16 protein-coding genes are annotated in these 15,319 nt (G+C 66.8%); all 16 read right to left on the bottom strand.

The features are described 5' to 3' along the window. Positions 1 to 1,282 (bottom strand): F0F1 ATP synthase subunit alpha (atpA, locus tag JWP83_RS01925; protein WP_297725249.1); only part of this gene is annotated, 1,282 nt, incomplete at its 3' end. A gap of 58 nt (positions 1,283 to 1,340) precedes the next feature. Further along, complete coding sequence (locus JWP83_RS01920; RefSeq protein WP_297725247.1) at positions 1,341 to 2,681, bottom strand: F0F1 ATP synthase subunit B/delta; 1,341 nt, start codon at positions 2,679 to 2,681, stop codon at positions 1,341 to 1,343. 4 nt (positions 2,682 to 2,685) lie between these two features. Further along, positions 2,686 to 3,204 carry a F0F1 ATP synthase subunit B gene (locus tag JWP83_RS01915; RefSeq protein ID WP_297725245.1) on the bottom strand — a complete coding sequence of 173 codons (519 nt, stop codon included), beginning with the start codon at positions 3,202 to 3,204 and terminating at the stop codon, positions 2,686 to 2,688. A gap of 9 nt (positions 3,205 to 3,213) precedes the next feature. After that, entirely contained in the window at positions 3,214 to 3,459 is a 246-nt protein-coding gene (locus tag JWP83_RS01910) for a F0F1 ATP synthase subunit C (RefSeq protein WP_066928722.1), read from the bottom strand. Positions 3,460 to 3,499: 40 nt separating this feature from the next. Next, a complete protein-coding gene (atpB, locus tag JWP83_RS01905) occupies positions 3,500 to 4,255 on the bottom strand; it encodes a F0F1 ATP synthase subunit A (protein ID WP_297725236.1) in 756 nt (251 codons plus the stop codon). Next, positions 4,248 to 4,715 carry an ATP synthase subunit I gene (locus JWP83_RS01900; RefSeq protein ID WP_297725234.1) on the bottom strand — a complete coding sequence of 156 codons (468 nt, stop codon included), beginning with the start codon at positions 4,713 to 4,715 and terminating at the stop codon, positions 4,248 to 4,250. The genes atpB and JWP83_RS01900 overlap by 8 nt, the downstream gene beginning before the upstream one ends. A 225-nt stretch (positions 4,716 to 4,940) precedes the next feature. Beyond that, complete coding sequence (locus JWP83_RS01895) at positions 4,941 to 6,134, bottom strand: glycosyltransferase family 4 protein (protein WP_297725232.1); 1,194 nt, start codon at positions 6,132 to 6,134, stop codon at positions 4,941 to 4,943. Between the two features lie 45 nt (positions 6,135 to 6,179). Continuing rightward, positions 6,180 to 6,833 (bottom strand): L-threonylcarbamoyladenylate synthase, encoded by a 654-nt coding sequence (locus JWP83_RS01890; protein ID WP_297725230.1) that lies wholly within the window; start codon positions 6,831 to 6,833, stop codon positions 6,180 to 6,182. 49 nt (positions 6,834 to 6,882) lie between these two features. Then, positions 6,883 to 7,725: a peptide chain release factor N(5)-glutamine methyltransferase gene (gene prmC, locus JWP83_RS01885; protein ID WP_297725228.1), complete on the bottom strand. Its 843-nt coding sequence runs from the start codon at positions 7,723 to 7,725 to the stop codon at positions 6,883 to 6,885. Further along, positions 7,722 to 8,795 carry a peptide chain release factor 1 gene (gene prfA / locus JWP83_RS01880; RefSeq protein WP_297725226.1) on the bottom strand — a complete coding sequence of 358 codons (1,074 nt, stop codon included), beginning with the start codon at positions 8,793 to 8,795 and terminating at the stop codon, positions 7,722 to 7,724. Before prfA ends, prmC begins: the two co-directional genes overlap by 4 nt. A gap of 76 nt (positions 8,796 to 8,871) precedes the next feature. Next, entirely contained in the window at positions 8,872 to 9,114 is a 243-nt protein-coding gene (gene rpmE, locus JWP83_RS01875; protein WP_297725224.1) for a 50S ribosomal protein L31, read from the bottom strand. A gap of 238 nt (positions 9,115 to 9,352) precedes the next feature. Continuing rightward, positions 9,353 to 10,930 carry a fatty-acid--CoA ligase FadD1 gene (fadD1, locus tag JWP83_RS01870; protein ID WP_297725222.1) on the bottom strand — a complete coding sequence of 526 codons (1,578 nt, stop codon included), beginning with the start codon at positions 10,928 to 10,930 and terminating at the stop codon, positions 9,353 to 9,355. A 12-nt stretch (positions 10,931 to 10,942) separates the two neighbouring features. Beyond that, positions 10,943 to 12,793 (bottom strand): transcription termination factor Rho, encoded by a 1,851-nt coding sequence (gene rho, locus JWP83_RS01865; RefSeq protein ID WP_297725220.1) that lies wholly within the window; start codon positions 12,791 to 12,793, stop codon positions 10,943 to 10,945. Between the two features lie 260 nt (positions 12,794 to 13,053). Beyond that, positions 13,054 to 13,989: a homoserine kinase gene (gene thrB / locus JWP83_RS01860; RefSeq protein ID WP_297725218.1), complete on the bottom strand. Its 936-nt coding sequence runs from the start codon at positions 13,987 to 13,989 to the stop codon at positions 13,054 to 13,056. After that, the gene (gene thrC / locus JWP83_RS01855) at positions 13,989 to 15,071 is read right to left on the bottom strand and encodes a threonine synthase (RefSeq protein WP_297725216.1); all 1,083 of its coding nucleotides are present in this window, start codon (positions 15,069 to 15,071) and stop codon (positions 13,989 to 13,991) included. The genes thrB and thrC overlap by 1 nt, the downstream gene beginning before the upstream one ends. Beyond that, positions 15,068 to 15,319: ACT domain-containing protein (locus JWP83_RS01850; protein ID WP_297725214.1), on the bottom strand; the 252-nt coding region annotated here is incomplete at its 5' end. The genes JWP83_RS01850 and thrC, both read right to left, overlap by 4 nt.

Below are 15,319 nucleotides of genomic sequence, written 5' to 3'. Positions count from 1 at the left end.
CCAGCCGTTCGCCGCGCGCGAGCTGCGCCTTGGACGTGGCGTCCAAGTCGGAAGCGAAAGCCGCGAACGATTCCAATTCGCGGTACTGCGACAGGTCCAGACGCAACGAGCCGGCCACCTCCTTCATCGCCTTGATCTGCGCCGCGCCGCCCACCCGGGACACCGAGACACCGACGTTGATCGCCGGCCGGACGCCCTGGTTGAACAGGTCGGACTCCAGGAAGCACTGCCCGTCGGTGATCGAGATGACGTTGGTGGGGATGTAGGCCGAGATGTCGTTGGCCTTCGTCTCGATGATCGGCAGGCCCGTCAGCGAGCCGCCACCGAGCTCATCGGAAAGCTTGGCGCAGCGCTCCAACAGCCGCGAGTGCAGGTAAAAGACGTCGCCCGGGTAGGCCTCGCGCCCCGGCGGGCGGCGCAGCAGCAGCGAGATCGCGCGGTATGCCTCGGCCTGCTTGCTCAGGTCGTCGAACACGATCAGCACGTGCTTTCCGTCGTACATCCAGTGCTGAGCGATCGCCGAACCGGTATACGGCGCAAGCCATTTGAAGCCGGCTGAGTCCGACGCGGGAGCCGCGACGATGGTGGTGTAGTCCATCGCGCCGCCCTCATCGAGGGCGCGACGGACGGCCGCAATCGTGGTGCCCTTCTGCCCGATGGCCACGTACACGCAGCGCACCTGCCTGCGCTCGTCGCCCGACTCCCAGTTCTGCCGCTGGTTGAGGATGGTGTCGATGCAGACCGCGGTCTTGCCGGTCTTGCGGTCGCCGATGATCAGCTGGCGCTGGCCGCGGCCGATCGGGGTCATGGCGTCGATGGCCTTGATCCCGGTCTGCAGGGGCTCCTTCACGCCTTGGCGGTCCACCACCGACGGTGCCTGGATTTCCAGCGCGCGCCGCGTGTCGGTCTCGACGTCTCCGCGCCCGTCGATCGGCTGGGCGAGTGGGTTGACGACCCGCCCGAGGAATGCGTCGCCGACGGGGACCGACAACACCTCACCGGTGCGCTTGACCTGTTGGCCCTCTTCGATTTTCTCGAAATCACCCAGGATGACCGCGCCGATGCTGTGCTCGTCGAGGTTGAGGGCGACGCCAAGGACCCCACCCGGGAACTCGAGTAGCTCCTGGGTCATGACCGACGGCAGGCCTTCGACGTGCGCGATGCCGTCCCCGGCGTCGACGACGGTACCGACCTCCTCGCGCGAGGTGTCGGCGGTGAAGGAGCCTACGTACTCCTCGATGGCGCTTTGGATGTCGTCAGCGGAGATTGTCAACTCTGCCATGGCTTTTCGTCTTCCTACTTGATCTTCGTTCGCGTCGGTTCTGATGACTGGTTGGTGCTCAGTCGGGCAATTGGGCCTTTGCCGCGGCCAAGCGATGCGAGAGCGTCCCGTCGATCACCTCGTCGGCCACGGCGATCAGCAGCCCGCCCAGCAATTCGGGGTCGACCTGCAGCTGCACCGTCACCGGATGGTCGTAGATGCGGCTGAGGACATCGGCGACACGGGTACGTTGGGCATCGGTGAGCTCGGCCGCGGCGCCGACCTGCGCGACGATTTCGCCCCGGCGCGCCACCGCTACTTCCGCCAAAAACTTCGTGGCCTCGTCCGCCGGTTCGCCGCGCAGCAGCTCGACGGTCTGGATCAGCAGCGACAGCGCGACCGGATTGACCCGGCCGCTTGCGCTCTCAAGCACCTTGCGCAGCAACTCAACCCGCCCTTCGGCGGGGGCGGCGTAGTCGCCCAACAGGATGGAAAGTCGTGGCTGCGCGTCGAGGATGCGGGAGAACCGGAACAGTTGCTCTTCGACCTCATCGACCCGATCCTCGCGTTCGGCGACCTCCAGCAACGCTTGTCGCGAAATGTGTTCGATGGCGTCGACCAAATCGGAGTTGGCGGACCAACGCTCGGAAACGGCCGCCCGCAGCACGTCCAGCGTGGCGTCGCTGACCTTGCCAGACACCAGCCGCTCGATCAGCCGGACCCTGGGCGTCGCGTCTTCGGCCGGCAAGGTGAGGTACCGGGTGACGACGATTTCACGGTCTAGCATTTTGGCCACCGTCACCAGCTCGCTGGAGAGGGTGGAAAGCGCTTTGTTGTCAAGGTTTTTCGCTATGGTGCCGAACCGGTCGGACAGGCTGCCCAGCGCCTGCCGACTGGCCGAGCGCATCTTCGTCAGCAGCGGGTTCGCGACCTCGGCAGGTGCCGGCGCCATGGCGTCGAGATCGTCGAGGAAACGGTCGACGGTGGCCGACTGCTGTTCCGGGTCGGCAACGTAGTTGCGCACCAGTTCCCCTGCCTGGCGCACGGATTCGTATCCGAGCTCCAGGCGAAGTTGACGGGTCAGCTGTGCCCGCAGCAGCTCGGCCTGGCGCGTGCCCTGCGCTGCGATGCGTTCGGCCTCGACTCTGGCCTGGGCCTGCAATTGCTCGGTGATGCGTTCCGCGTCTGCCCGGGCCTCTTCGACGACTTGTTCCGCCTCTTCCTTGGCGGCCTGCACGGCCTTGCTGTGGGCCGTGGTCGACTCGGTCAGCCGCTCGGCGGCCGCGGCCGAATCGGCCAACTGCTGGCGCACCAGGTCCTGCCGGGCGGTCATCATTCTGCGCACCGGCGGCACGACATACCGCACCACCAGCGCAATGATGACCGCGAACCCAAGCAACTGTCCGAAAAAAGTCGACATCTCTTTACCTTGTCGCGGCCGAGGCGGTGACGTCGACGCCGAGGATCCGGCTGGCCAGGGTCGCCGACATGGTTCCGACGTTGGCGCGCAGATCGAGTTCCACGGCGTCCCTCTCCCGTTTCAATTGCTCGGCGGCCAGCTGCACCGTCGCCATCACCTCTTGCTCGGCACGGGCGCGCGCGTTCTCAATAACCTTGCGGCCTTCGGCGCGGGCGTTGTCGCGGAAGGACGACGCCTGCACGCGCGCTTCCTTCATGACCGCTTCGTAATCGGCCTGGGCGGCTTCGAACTGCTCGGCCGCCTTCTTGTTGTCGGCGGCGGTCTTGGCGACCATGGCGTCGCGTTCGCGCAGCACCTTCAGGATCGGCGGCACCACGAAGGTGCCGATGACGGCGAGCACGATGAGGAAGATGGCCAGCACGAAGAAAAATGTGCCGTTGGGGACGAGGAAGTTGCTGCCCCCCTTGCCTCCCTCTGCTACCACCTGGCTAGCGGCAAGCACCATGAGGTTCGGGTCACCCATCACAGCGAACTACGTGACGGGGGTTGCGAAGACGAACAACGCCATGAACGCCAGGTTGATGAAGTAGGCCGCCTCAACCAGACCAACAGTGATGAAGAACGGCGTGAACAACCGGCCCTGCGCCTCGGGTTGCCGGGCAATACCCGAAACCAGCGCGTTACCGGCAATACCGTCACCGATGCCGGCTCCGATTGCGCCGCCACCCATGATGATTCCACCGCCGATGAGGGCACCGGCAGCGATAGTGGGATCCATTCTTTCCTCCTTTGTCTAGCCTTATCTGGTTGTGGGTGCGCTAGTCATGCTGCTCCTCCAGCTCCATGGCCTGGCTGAAGTACAAGATGGTCAGGATCGAGAAGATGAACGCCTGGATCGCCCCGACGAACAAGTCGAACGATTTCCAGATCGCGTTGGGCACCCACATGATGTACGGCGGGAACATCGCGATCAGCGCCACCAGGATGCCGCCGGCGAAGATATTGCCAAAGAGCCGGAGCGACAACGAGATCGGCTTCGCCAGTTCTTCGACCAGGTTGATCGGCGCCAGGAACGCCACATGCCCCTTGAGGACACTGAGCGGGTGCCCGATGATGCCGCGGCGCCAGATCCCGGCCACGTGGTAGCAGACGAACACGAAAAGGGCCAGCGCCAGAACGTAATTGATATCCGCCGCCGGGGACTTGAGCAACTCGGTGGTATGACCGGACTTATCGGTGTACTGCAGCGGCAGCACCGACAGCCAGTTGGAGATCAGGATGAACACGAAGATTGTGACCGCCAGCGGCAGCACGAACGGCGCGATGCGCATCCCGATCGCGGCCTCGATCTGGTTGCGCATCTGTATGGTGAGTGCCTCCCAGAACAATTGGACTCCGCTGGGAACGCCGCTCGACGTGATCTTGGCGCGCAGTAAGAAGGCCAAGGCGATCACGATCACCGCGGCGATCGCGGTCGACAGCACAGTGTCGGTGTTGACGGTCAAACCCAGCCACGTTGCGGTGGTGTGCTCGCCGACCTCGATTTGGGAACCGGCCAGGATCGTCTCAGTCATCGCTGGTGTTCCTTCCGTCCGACGCGTCGGGGCCCGGGGATGGGGCCGGCCCGCCCGTACGCAGCTTCTGCCAGACCGGCACCGCGGTCGACACGACCAAAAGCACCTGGAAGAGCGCCAGGCCGAAGACCACGCCTAACCCCGCGGGCCGGAAAACGTAGGCGATGATCAGCCCGACGATGGTGATAATCGCCAACCGTGTCGCCGAATTGAGTGCCATCGAGCTTTTCAGTGGATGCTCTTTCGCGGTGATCGACGCGACCGAACGCCGCACCATCAAAGCGTTGAGCAAACCCAGTAGCAACCCAACGCCGAAGAATGCGCCGACCATGAGGTGACCCGACAATCCGGCGGCGAGCATTGCCAGCGCGGTGACCCCGACGCTGATCGCCAACAGCCGAACCGGACGGAAAGCAACAGAGGGAAACACCAACGGCGCGTCCTGCGCTGGTGTCGTCACTGCAGCACCTCAATCCCAGGTAGTGGAGCGGGAAACCCTCGACCGACCGATCGGTGGCCCGCCGAGCGTATCGCACGTCACACTGGAATCACCCAAGGGGTAGCTCCCTATGTCGGTCGTGAATCGGCGCGGTCGGGCAAGCGTCCGACGGGCCGGCTGGCCGGCAACCCTCAAGGTTTCGTTTCGGGGTTCTACCTGCACCGTACCATATGGCGGACGCCGCTACTACTGTCCGTCGTAGTCCTCATCCGCGTAGTAGTTACGGCGGCGCAGGAGCGGGATCGCCGTCGCCACGCCGGCGACCACGATCGCGCCCAGCATCACCGCGCCGGTATCGCGGGGGTTGAAAAAGATTGTGCTCGCGGCGCCGAACGCGACAATGCCGACCCATAAATAGATGAGCAGCACCACGCGGCGATGCGAATGACCGATCTGCAGCAACCGGTGATGCAGGTGCATCTTGTCCGGGCTGAATGCGCTGCGGCCCGCGCGGGTGCGGCGCACGATCGCGAGTAAAAGGTCGAGCATCGGCACGAAAATGACGGCCGCCACCAGCAGGAACGGTGACAGCAGAGCAAACACGTCGCGGGCGCCGTAGGCGTTCTGCGAGACCGGGCCGGCGGCGGTCGTCGAGGCGGCCGCGATCATCAGGCCGATCAGCATCGAGCCGGAATCGCCCATGAAGATCTTGGCCGGGTGGAAATTGTGCGGCAAAAAGCCCAGACAAGCCCCAGCCAGCACCACCGAGATCACGGCGGGCGGATAGAACAACACGTCACCGCCGTGGTCGCGCAGCAAGCCGACCGAGAACATGCAGATTGCCAGGGCGGTGATGAGCCCCAGGCCGGCGGCCAGTCCGTCGAGGCCGTCGACAAAGTTCATCGCGTTGACGACCGATACGGTCAGCGCCAGGGTGAGCAGGATCGACGACGCCTGGTCCAGCACAATGGTGCCGACGCCGCCGATGGGGATGTACAGGACGCTCCAGGCGACGCCCATGGTGACCAGCACGCTGGCAGCGGTGATCTGGCCGGCGAACTTCGTCAGGGCGTCCAGGCCCCAGCGGTCGTCGATCAGGCCGATGCCCACGATCACCGCCGCCGCCACCAGGACCGCTGGCATCCCGGTGGAGTAGACGAAGCCGCGGGTGAGCGCCGGAAGTTGCCATGCCAGGAAGACGGCCGAGATGACGCCGAGGAACATCGCCAGCCCGCCCATCCGGGGGGTCGGAGTCTCATGGACGTCGCGTTCGCGCGGGTAGGCGACCGCTCCCAGCCGGGTGGCCAGCACGCGCACCGGTCCGGTCGCGAAATAGGTGACGATCGCTGCGGTCAGTCCGACCACCGCCAGCTCGCGCAGGGGGACGCCGGCGCCGCGATCGGACAGGGCGAACAGACCGCCGGCAAGGCTGGACACCAACGAGACCGTACTGCACCAACCTGAGACCGGACCGGCCGCGCCGGGCTAGGCGATCAGGCTTCCGGGGTCCACGCCGAGCACGTCGGCGATCCGCTCGGCGCTCACCGGGCCCGCCCGCAGGATGCGCGGGGTGTCCCCGGTCAGGTCGACGATCGTGGAGGCGGCCTGCTGCTGCGAGCGACCCGCGTCGAGATAGACATCCACCAGATCGCCGAGCTGGTTGCGCGCCTCGTCGGCCTCCACCGCGGACGGGCGGCCGGAGACATTGGCGCTGGATACCGCCATGGGCCCCACTTCCCGCAGCAACTCGATGGCGACCGGGTGCAGCGGCATCCGCAGCATCACGGTGCCACGGGCATCGCCGAGGTCCCAGTGCAGCGACGGCGCCTGCGTGACCACCAGGCTCAGTGCGCCCGGCCAGAATGCGCGGATCAGATCGCGTGCCCCGTCGGGCATCGTGTAGACCAGGCCCTCGATGGTATGCCAGGAGCCGACCAGCACGCCGACGGGCATGTCGCGGCCCCGTCCCTTCGCCGCGAGCAGCGCGGCCACCGCGGTGCTGTCGAAGGCGTCGGCGCCGATGCCGTACACGGTGTCCGTCGGCATCACCACCAGTCGGCCGTCCTTGAGCGCCCCTACCGCCGACGCGATTCCGACCGAACGCTGGTCGGGGTCGGAGCAGTCGAACACGGTCGTCATATGCGCCACTCCTCCCCATCGCTTTCGCTCCGCATCGTCGCGGCGCGCGTCACGGCTCTCGCCTTTTGCCCGTCACGAATCGCGGTCGTCCGGCCAAATCGTGGCATGCCTCGATGTCCTCGAAAAGCCCTGTGGCCTCGACTAATTCGACGGTCCGCGACGACGTGGTGTCGTCGTGCTCGACGGCGAAGAGGCCGCCCGGGCGCAGCCAGCGCCCGGCGAGGCGGACGACGGCGGCGATGACCGCCATCCCGTCCGGCCCGCCGAACACCGCGTGAGGTGGATCATGTTGGGCGACTTCGGCTTCCACCGCATGGTCGTCGGGAACATAGGGCGGGTTGGCGACCACCAGGTCGACCCGTCGGTCCAGTTCGGGAAGGAGTCCAGGAGTGTGGATGTCGGCCCGCACGAGTTCCACGGCGGTGCCCTCGGCGTTACGGCGCGCGTAGGTGAGGGCCGCATCGGAGTCATCGATGCCGATAATCCGCGCGGCTGCCCGGTGCCCGGCCAGCGCCAGGGCCAATGCGCCCGATCCGGTGCACAGGTCGACGATCACGGGCCGCGCCTCGAGCGGTTGCGCGGTGGCCCACGCCAGAATGGCCTCCGTCTCCGGGCGCGGTACGAACACGCCGGGGCCGACGCGCAGCGTCACCGGGCCGAACGCCGCCGTTCCCGTGAGGTGCTGCAACGGCACCCGCTGCGAACGCGCGGCCACGATGTCGCGGTAACGGCCGAAGAATTCGTCGCCGGGCGACTCGAACAAGGTCAGCCGTCCGCGTTCGGCGCCCGCCAGGTGAGCGGCCAACTCCTCGGCGTCGTAACGCGCGGAGTCGATCCCTGCTTCGGCGAGTTGCGCCGCAGCCGAGTCGATCGCGCGCCGCAGCGTCGTCATGCCTGTTGCAGCCGGGACTGCTTGTCGGCCGCGCTCAGCGCGTCGAATAACGCGTCGAGGTCACCGTCGAGCACCTGATCGAGATTGTGTGCCTTGAAACCGATTCGGTGGTCGGTGATCCGGTTCTCCGGGAAGTTGTAGGTGCGGATCCGTTCGCTGCGGTCCACGGTGCGGATCTGGCTGGCGCGATCGGCCGACGCGTCGGCCAGCGCCTGTTCCTCGGCCATGACCTGCAGACGAGCGGCCAGCACCTGCAGCGCACGGGCCTTGTTCTGCAGCTGTGACCGTTCGTTTTGACAGGTGACGACGATTCCGGTGGGCAGGTGCGTGATCCGCACCGCGGAGTCGGTGGTGTTGACGCCCTGACCGCCCTTTCCCGAAGACCGGTAGACGTCGATGCGCAGATCGGACTCGTCGATCTGCACCTCGCCGACTTCCTCGGGTTCGGGATAGACCAGCACGCCGGCCGCCGAAGTGTGAACGCGGCCTTGGGATTCTGTCACCGGAACCCGTTGGACCCGGTGGACCCCGCCCTCGAACTTCATCCGCGACCACACCCCGTCGGCCGCGTCCCCCTTGCTGGCGATCGCCAGCGTCGCGTCCTTGTAACCACCCAGATCCGAGGTGGTTTCGCCCAGCACGGTGACCGTCCAGCCGTGCCGTTCCGCGTAGCGGATGTACATCCGGGCCAGGTCGGCGGCGAACAACGCCGATTCCTCGCCGCCCTCACCAGATTTGACCTCGAGCACGATGTCGTCGGCGTCATGGGGGTCGCGTGGCGCCAGCATGTCGGTGAGTTGGGTATCCAGCTCGCCCACTCGTGACTCGAGTTCGATCACCTCGTCGGCGAACGACTCGTCGTCGAGAGCCAGCTCGCGCGCGGTCTCGAGGTCGTCACGCGCGGCCACCAGCTTGCGGTACATGCCGACGATCGGGGCCAAGCGGGCGAATCGGCGTCCGGCTTTGCGCGCTTCGTCGGGGTTGCTGTGCAGTTCGGGGTCGGACAGCCGCTTCTCGAGTTCGGCGTGTTCGGCAAGCAGCACGTCAATGGTCTGTACCGGCTTCGTCATGTGTCACCTCCTGCCCCGAACGCGAACCGACGCCCGGCCTGTGCGGGCTCGCACAGTTCGGGCGTCGGTAAGCCAGCTATTTGTCGGTCGACTCGGCCGTCTCGGCTGCGGCCTTGCGCTTGCCGTAGCGCTTCTCGAAGCGGGCCACGCGGCCGCCGCTGTCGAGGATCTTCTGCTTGCCGGTGTAGAAGGGGTGGCACTGCGAGCAGACCTCGACGACGATGTTGCCGCCGGGCTTGGTGCTGCGGGTCTGGAAGGTGTTGCCACACCCGCAGTGCACCGTGGTCTCCTCGTATGCGGGGTGAATGTCAGCTTTCATGATGTCCTCTTCGATCGTTTGTCGCCCGGGCCCCCGTCGTGAATCCGACGGTCGGGCGTGAATTCCGGACCTGAGGCGGCCCCGGGATAGTCGAGCTTCGATTATGCCAGCTCAACCGCCACCTCCCCAAACGCCGGGCTGCGCCTGCGCATTCCCGGCAGGGCTTTCCCCGAAACTACAACCACGCACACGCGCACCGGCGTGTCGTGTGCGTGGCTGCAGTGTCGCGGCGTCGCGGCTAGCGGTGCTCAACGTGATAGACGGTGGTTCGCCCGACGCGCGTCCACACCACGCCGCTGCCGGGTGTTGCGCCGCGCGCGCTCAGCTCGCGTTTGAGGATCTTGTTGGTCGCCGTGGTCGGCAACCCCTCGGTGAGCCAGACGTGGCGGGGCCACGCCTTGGGCGACAGGTCGGGCTGATCGGCCAGGAACCGGCCGAATTCCTCGGGCGTCAGGTCCGCGTCGTCGGCCAGCACGATCGCCGCCATCACCTGGTCGCCGACATGTTCGTCGGGTACCGCGTACACCGCCACGTGGCTGACCGGCGTCAACCGTTGCAGGATCCGTTCGACGGGTGCCGTGGTCATGTTCTCTCCGTCGACGCGCAACCAGTCACCGCTGCGCCCGGCGAAGTAGATCCAGCCGTCGACATCCCGGTAGGCGAGGTCACCGGACCAGAACATGCCGTGTCGAAGGCGCGCATCGGTGGCTTGCGGGTCGTTGTAGTAGCCGGCAAACAGCCCCGCGCCCGTGGTGTTGACCAACTCCCCGACCGCTTCGTCGGCGTTGGTCAGCGCGCCGTCGTCGCCAAAGGTGGCGACGGGACACTCCGCCAAGGTGTCCGGATTGTAGATGGCCACACCCGGAAAACCCCGGCCAAGCGACCCGGGTGGGCAGCCGTCTTCTCGGGTGATGATGATCGCGCCCTCGGTGGAGCCGAAGCCGTCCCACACCCTGCAGTCGAAACGACGACTGAACTCGGCGATATCGCGATCGCTCGCCTCGTTGCCGAACGCGACCCGCAGCGGATTCTCGTGGTCATCGGGTTGCTCCGGGGTGGCCAGCACGTAGGCAAGTGGTTTGCCGACGTAGTTCATGAAAGTGGCCCCGTATCGGCGCAGATCGGGCAGCAACCCCGACGCCGAGAACGTCGCCGGCACCATGGCCGCACCGGCACCCACCGCCACGCTCCAGCCGGCCAGCAGCGCGTTGGAGTGAAACAGCGGCATCGACAGATAGCAGACGTCGCGGGATTGGACCTCGAATCGCGCTATCAGCGCGGTGCCGGCAAACAGCACGGTCAGATGGGTCACCTGCACCGCCTTCGGTTCGCCGCTGGTTCCCGAGGTGAAGATCATCATGAACGTGTCGGTGGGCGCGACCTCACGATAAGGGGTCAGCGGGCCGGCACGCTCCAAGAGCGCCGACCAGGACTCACGGGCGACGTCGAACACCCGCACGCCGGGCAGGTCGAGCCCGTCCAGCAACCGCTTGCGCGCCGGATCGGTGAGCAGGATCTGGCAGTCGGCGCGCGCGATGTCGCGGGCCAGCGCGGCCCCACGGCGGGTGTCGTTGATGCCGCAAAGCACGTAGCCGCCGAGCGCCGCCGACGCCATGGCGGTGAGCATCTCGGGGGTGTTGCCCAGCAACGCGCCGACGTGCAGCGGACGGTCCGGGTCGGCGACCCGAATGACGGCGGCCGCGGTGGCGGCGGCGGCCAGGTGCTCACGCCACGTCCAGACGCGGTCGCCGTACTTCAGCGCCGGCGTGTCCTGGTCTGAACGCTCGCGAAGCAGTTGCTGCAGCGTCTCCGCCACGGATCGAGTTCGTTAGTCGTTGTCCATCGACCCGGGGGTCGTCTTGGACACCTGCATCAGGAACTCGTAGTTCGTCTTCGTCTTGCGCAGCTGCGACATCAGCAGGTCGATGGCCTGGTGGGGATCCAGACCCGACAGCACGCGGCGCAGCTTGTGCACGATGCCGAACTCGTCGGGCGGCAGCAGCAGCTCGTCTTTGCGGGTTCCGGAGGGATTCACGTCGACCGCGGGGAAGACCCGGCGTTCGGAGATCTTGCGGTCCAGCTTGAGCTCGGCGTTACCGGTGCCCTTGAACTCCTCGAAGATGACGGTGTCACCGGTGGACCCGGTCTCGACCATCGCGGTCGCGATGATCGTCAGCGACCCGCCTTCCTCGATGTTGCGCGCCGCGCCGAGGAAGCGCTTGGGCGGATACAGCGCGGTGGAGTCGACGCCACCGGAGAGGATCCGGCCCGAAGCGGGCGACGCGTTGTTGTACGCGCGGCCCAGGCGGGTGATCGAGTCGAGCAACACCACGACGTCCTTGCCCTGCTCCACGAGCCGCTTGGCGCGTTCGATCGCCAGCTCGGCGACCGAGGTGTGGTCGGACGGCGGCCGGTCGAACGTCGAGGCGATCACCTCGCCCTTGACCGAGCGCGTCATGTCGGTGACCTCCTCGGGCCGCTCGTCGACGAGGACGACCATGAGGTGGCATTCCGGGTTGTTCTTGGTGATCGCGTTGGCGATGTCCTGCAGGATCGTCGTCTTACCCGCCTTGGGCGGCGACACGATCAGCTCGCGCTGGCCCTTGCCGATCGGCATGATCAGGTCGATGACCCGCGTGGTCAGCCGGTCGGGAGTGGTTTCCAGGCGCAGCCGCTGGTTGGGGTACAACGGCGTCAATTTGGTGAAATCGGGCCGTTTCTTGGCGTCTTCGACCGAGCCGCCGTTGATGCTGTCCAGGCGCACCAGCGGATTGAACTTCTGCCGCTGGTTGGGCTGCTCGCCGTCCCGGGGCACCCGAACCGCGCCGGTCACCGCGTCGCCGCGGCGCAGGCCGTTCTTGCGCACCATGTTCATGGACACGTAGACGTCGTGCGGACCGGCCAGGTAGCCGGAGGTGCGCACGAATGCGTAATTGTCGAGCACGTCAAGGATTCCGGCGACCGGCTGGACGACGTCGTCCTCGCGCAGTTCGGCGTCGGCGCCTTCGCCCGACCGTTCACCGCGGCGCCTTCGGTCGCGGTCGCGGAACCGGCGTCCCCGCCGGCCCTGACGGCCCTCGCCGTCGTCTTCCTGCTGGTTCGAGCCGCCGCGATTCTGCTGGCCGCCCGGGCCCTGCTGATCGCCGCCCTGCTCGCCGCCGCGCTCGTCGGTTTTGGTGTCCTGTTGGCGGTCTCGGCGTTTGTCGGCTTCGCGAGTGGCCGTGCCCTTTTGGGTGTCCGCTTCCTCACGATCGCGGCCCTCGGGCGTGTGGGCTGGCGATCCCGCTTCGCGGCCGGCACCGCGTCGTTCCCGGCGCGGCGCCTCGCCGGTGGAACCGTTCTGTTCCCCATGGGAGACCGGCGCTTCGGCCGGTGCATCGGCGGTGGCCGTTTGGGATTTGTCGGATTTGCCGCTGTCCTCGGGGGTGGCGGGGGCCGAAGTCCCGTTGGCCTGCCCCCTGATTTCCTTTATCGCGGCGATTAGTTCGTTCTTGCGCATGCCCGATGTCCCCTTGACGCCGACCTGGTTAGCCAGCGCACGCAGCTCGGCCAGCACCATGGTGGACAGGGAGCCGGACGAGGCGTTGGGTTTGACGTCGGGTGCGTCTGTGGTCACGGCGTTCGACAGCTGATTGCCGTCGGTGTTTTCGCCAGCCGTGAATAGGTCCGTATCAGTCACGGATTTCCTTTCTTCCCCCTCTGATCAGGTCATACGGGGGGTTCGTTGCATTCAGCCAAATTGCCGAGTGCCCAATCATCGACTCTGCAACGGTGATCGCCAGGATCGGCGGAGAAGACGGCGAACCTCGTTCACGAGAAGAATTGGTGTTGTCCTAGCGGCAAGGCAGTTGCAGATGCAGATGCTGCGATTGCTGGACGGCTCCGAGGATAACCTGCATCCCTGTCGGAAGCAAGCAAACCCTCCGGCCACGCTGTGGATCAACCGGCGACCGTCACGCCCGGGCTCCAGCGAACTCCTTCGCCGGCGGTCATCTTGGTGACGGCAAATCCGTGTGCGGCCCCGTACTCCAGCGCTTCCAGGGGTAACTCCGGCTCTGTGCTCAGTGCGATCAGTGATGGACCAGCCCCGGAAAGCGTCGCTGCAACCCTATGACGTCGCAGCAGCCGCAAATATTCCGCCGAGCCCCGCATCGCGAGAGCGCGTTGGGGTTGGTGCAGTAGGTCTTCGGTGCCCGGCATCAGCATGTCGGGGCGCTCGGTCAGCGCGACCACCAGCAACGCGGCGCGGCTGACGTTGAAGCTGGCCTCGTCGTGGCTGACGAGGGTGGGAAGCAGCACCCGGGTCTCGGCGGTCAGCGAGCGTTCCTCGGGAATCGCGCAGAACAGATGGATGTCCGGATGAAGCCGCAGCGGCACCGCGGAGTACCGGGGCTGGTCACCGGTGCGGTCGGTCCACGAAACCACCGCACCGCCCAACACCGCGGCCGCGGCGTTGTCCGGATGCCCCTCGAATTCCGAGCACAGCTGGATCAGCTGATCAACGCTTAACGGAGTCGAATTAGTCTGCGCGACAAGTCCATTCACCGCCGCCAGGCCGCCGACGACGGCCGCCGCCGAGGAGCCCAGGCCGCGGGAGTGCGGGATGGCGTTGCGGCAGCGCACCGCCAGGCCGAGCGCGTCCACGCCCGCGGCGTGCAGCCCGCGCCGGACCGCGCGCACGACCAGATGATCGGCGTCGAGCGGCACCTGGTCGGAGCCCTCGCCCTCGACCACCACGACCAGGCCGGAATCCGTTGTCTCCACAACGATCTCGTCGCACAGATTCAATGCCAGGCCGAGGCTGTCAAAACCCGGGCCGAGGTTGGCGCTGGACGCCGATACCACGGCGTTGGCCACCAGCCCGGCGGGCAGCACTAGCCCAGACCCAACTGTTCGACGACGAGCACGGGATCGACCGGCAACGGGGACACGGTCGGCATGTCCTTCAGCGCGGTGTCGGGATCCTTGAGACCGTTGCCGGTCACCGTACAGACCACCGTCGACCCGCGAGCCACCCAGCCGTCGTCGACGGCCTTGAGTAGCCCCGCGATGCTGGCGGCGGATGCCGGTTCGACGAAGACGCCTTCGGAGGCGGCCACCAGGTGGTATGCCGCCAGGATCTCCTCGTCGGTGACGGCAAGGAAGCGGCCCTTGGACTGCTGCTGCGCCTCGACGGCGGCCGTCCAAGACGCGGGAGCGCCGATGCGGATCGCGGTGGCGATGGTCTCCGGATGGCTGACCGGTTCGCCGAGCACCAGGGGCGCGGCGCCGGCAGCCTGGGCGCCCAGCATGCGGGGCAGCCTGTCGATCACGCCTTCGTGGTGATACTCGGTGTAGCCCTTCCAATACGCGGTGATGTTGCCGGCGTTGCCGACGGGAAGGGCGTGCACGTCGGGCGCGGCGCCCAGCGCGTCGACGATCTCGAATGCGGCGGTCTTCTGGCCCTCGATGCGCACCGGGTTCACCGAGTTCACCAGCGAGATCGTCGGGAAGTCGGCGGCCATCTTGCGGGCCAGTTCCAGGCAGTCGTCGAAGTTGCCGTCGATCTGGACGATCTTGGCGCCGTGCATAACCGCCTGCGCCAGCTTGCCCATGGCGATCTTGCCCTGCGGTCTGAGCACCGCACAGGTGATGCCGGCGCGCGCGGCATACGCCGCCGCCGAGGCCGAGGTGTTGCCGGTCGATGCGCACAACACGGCCTGCTGGCCGCGGGCCAGGGCGTCGGTGACCGCCATCGTCATGCCCCGGTCCTTGAAGGAGCCGGTGGGATTGAGGCCTTCGACCTTGAGGTGGACGGTGCAGCCGGTCTTTTCCGAGAGCCGGGTCGCGGCGATCAGCGGGGTACCGCCCTCGAGCAGCGTGACCGGGGTCCAGTCATCACCGACCGGCAAGCGGTGGCGGTACGCCGCGATCACTCCCGGCCAGGGTTGATGGGTGGCCGTCCGGGGGCCGCTCACAGGCCGCTTCCTTCCAGTCGCAGCACGCTAGTCACGCTCTGCACGACATCCAAATCGGCGAGGGCACCCACGGTCTCGGAAAGCGCGGCGTCGGTGGCGGTGTGGGTGACCACCACCACACGGGCCCCGACCCGTCGGCCGCCCTCGTCCACCATGCCTTCCTGGCGGACCTCGGCGATGCTCACCTCGCGCTTGGCGAATTCCGCCGCCACCGAGGCCAATACGCCCGGCTCGTCGGCGACGTTCAT

The sequence above is a fragment of the Mycobacterium sp. genome, from assembly GCF_025965855.1.
Taxonomy (GTDB): Bacteria; Actinomycetota; Actinomycetes; order Mycobacteriales; family Mycobacteriaceae; genus Mycobacterium.
The sequence above is the reverse complement of the archived record's forward strand: the minus strand, read 5'-3'. Positions and strand labels throughout refer to the sequence as shown.

Excerpts from the sequence above, each read along its gene's own strand:
- JWP83_RS01920 (WP_297725247.1), bottom strand. The coding sequence starts at position 2,681 with ATGTCGACTTTTTTCGGACAGTTGCTTGGGTTCGCGGTCATCATTGCG.
- JWP83_RS01890 (WP_297725230.1), bottom strand. The coding sequence starts at position 6,833 with ATGACGACCGTGTTCGACTGCTCCGACCCCGACCAGCGTTCGGTCGGA.
- prmC (WP_297725228.1), bottom strand. The coding sequence starts at position 7,725 with ATGACGACGCTGCGGCGCGCGATCGACTCGGCTGCGGCGCAACTCGCC.
- JWP83_RS01915 (WP_297725245.1), bottom strand. The coding sequence starts at position 3,204 with ATGGGTGACCCGAACCTCATGGTGCTTGCCGCTAGCCAGGTGGTAGCA.
- prfA (WP_297725226.1), bottom strand. The coding sequence starts at position 8,795 with ATGACGAAGCCGGTACAGACCATTGACGTGCTGCTTGCCGAACACGCC.
- atpB (WP_297725236.1), bottom strand. The coding sequence starts at position 4,255 with ATGACTGAGACGATCCTGGCCGGTTCCCAAATCGAGGTCGGCGAGCAC.
- JWP83_RS01910 (WP_066928722.1), bottom strand. The coding sequence starts at position 3,459 with ATGGATCCCACTATCGCTGCCGGTGCCCTCATCGGCGGTGGAATCATC.
- rpmE (WP_297725224.1), bottom strand. The coding sequence starts at position 9,114 with ATGAAAGCTGACATTCACCCCGCATACGAGGAGACCACGGTGCACTGC.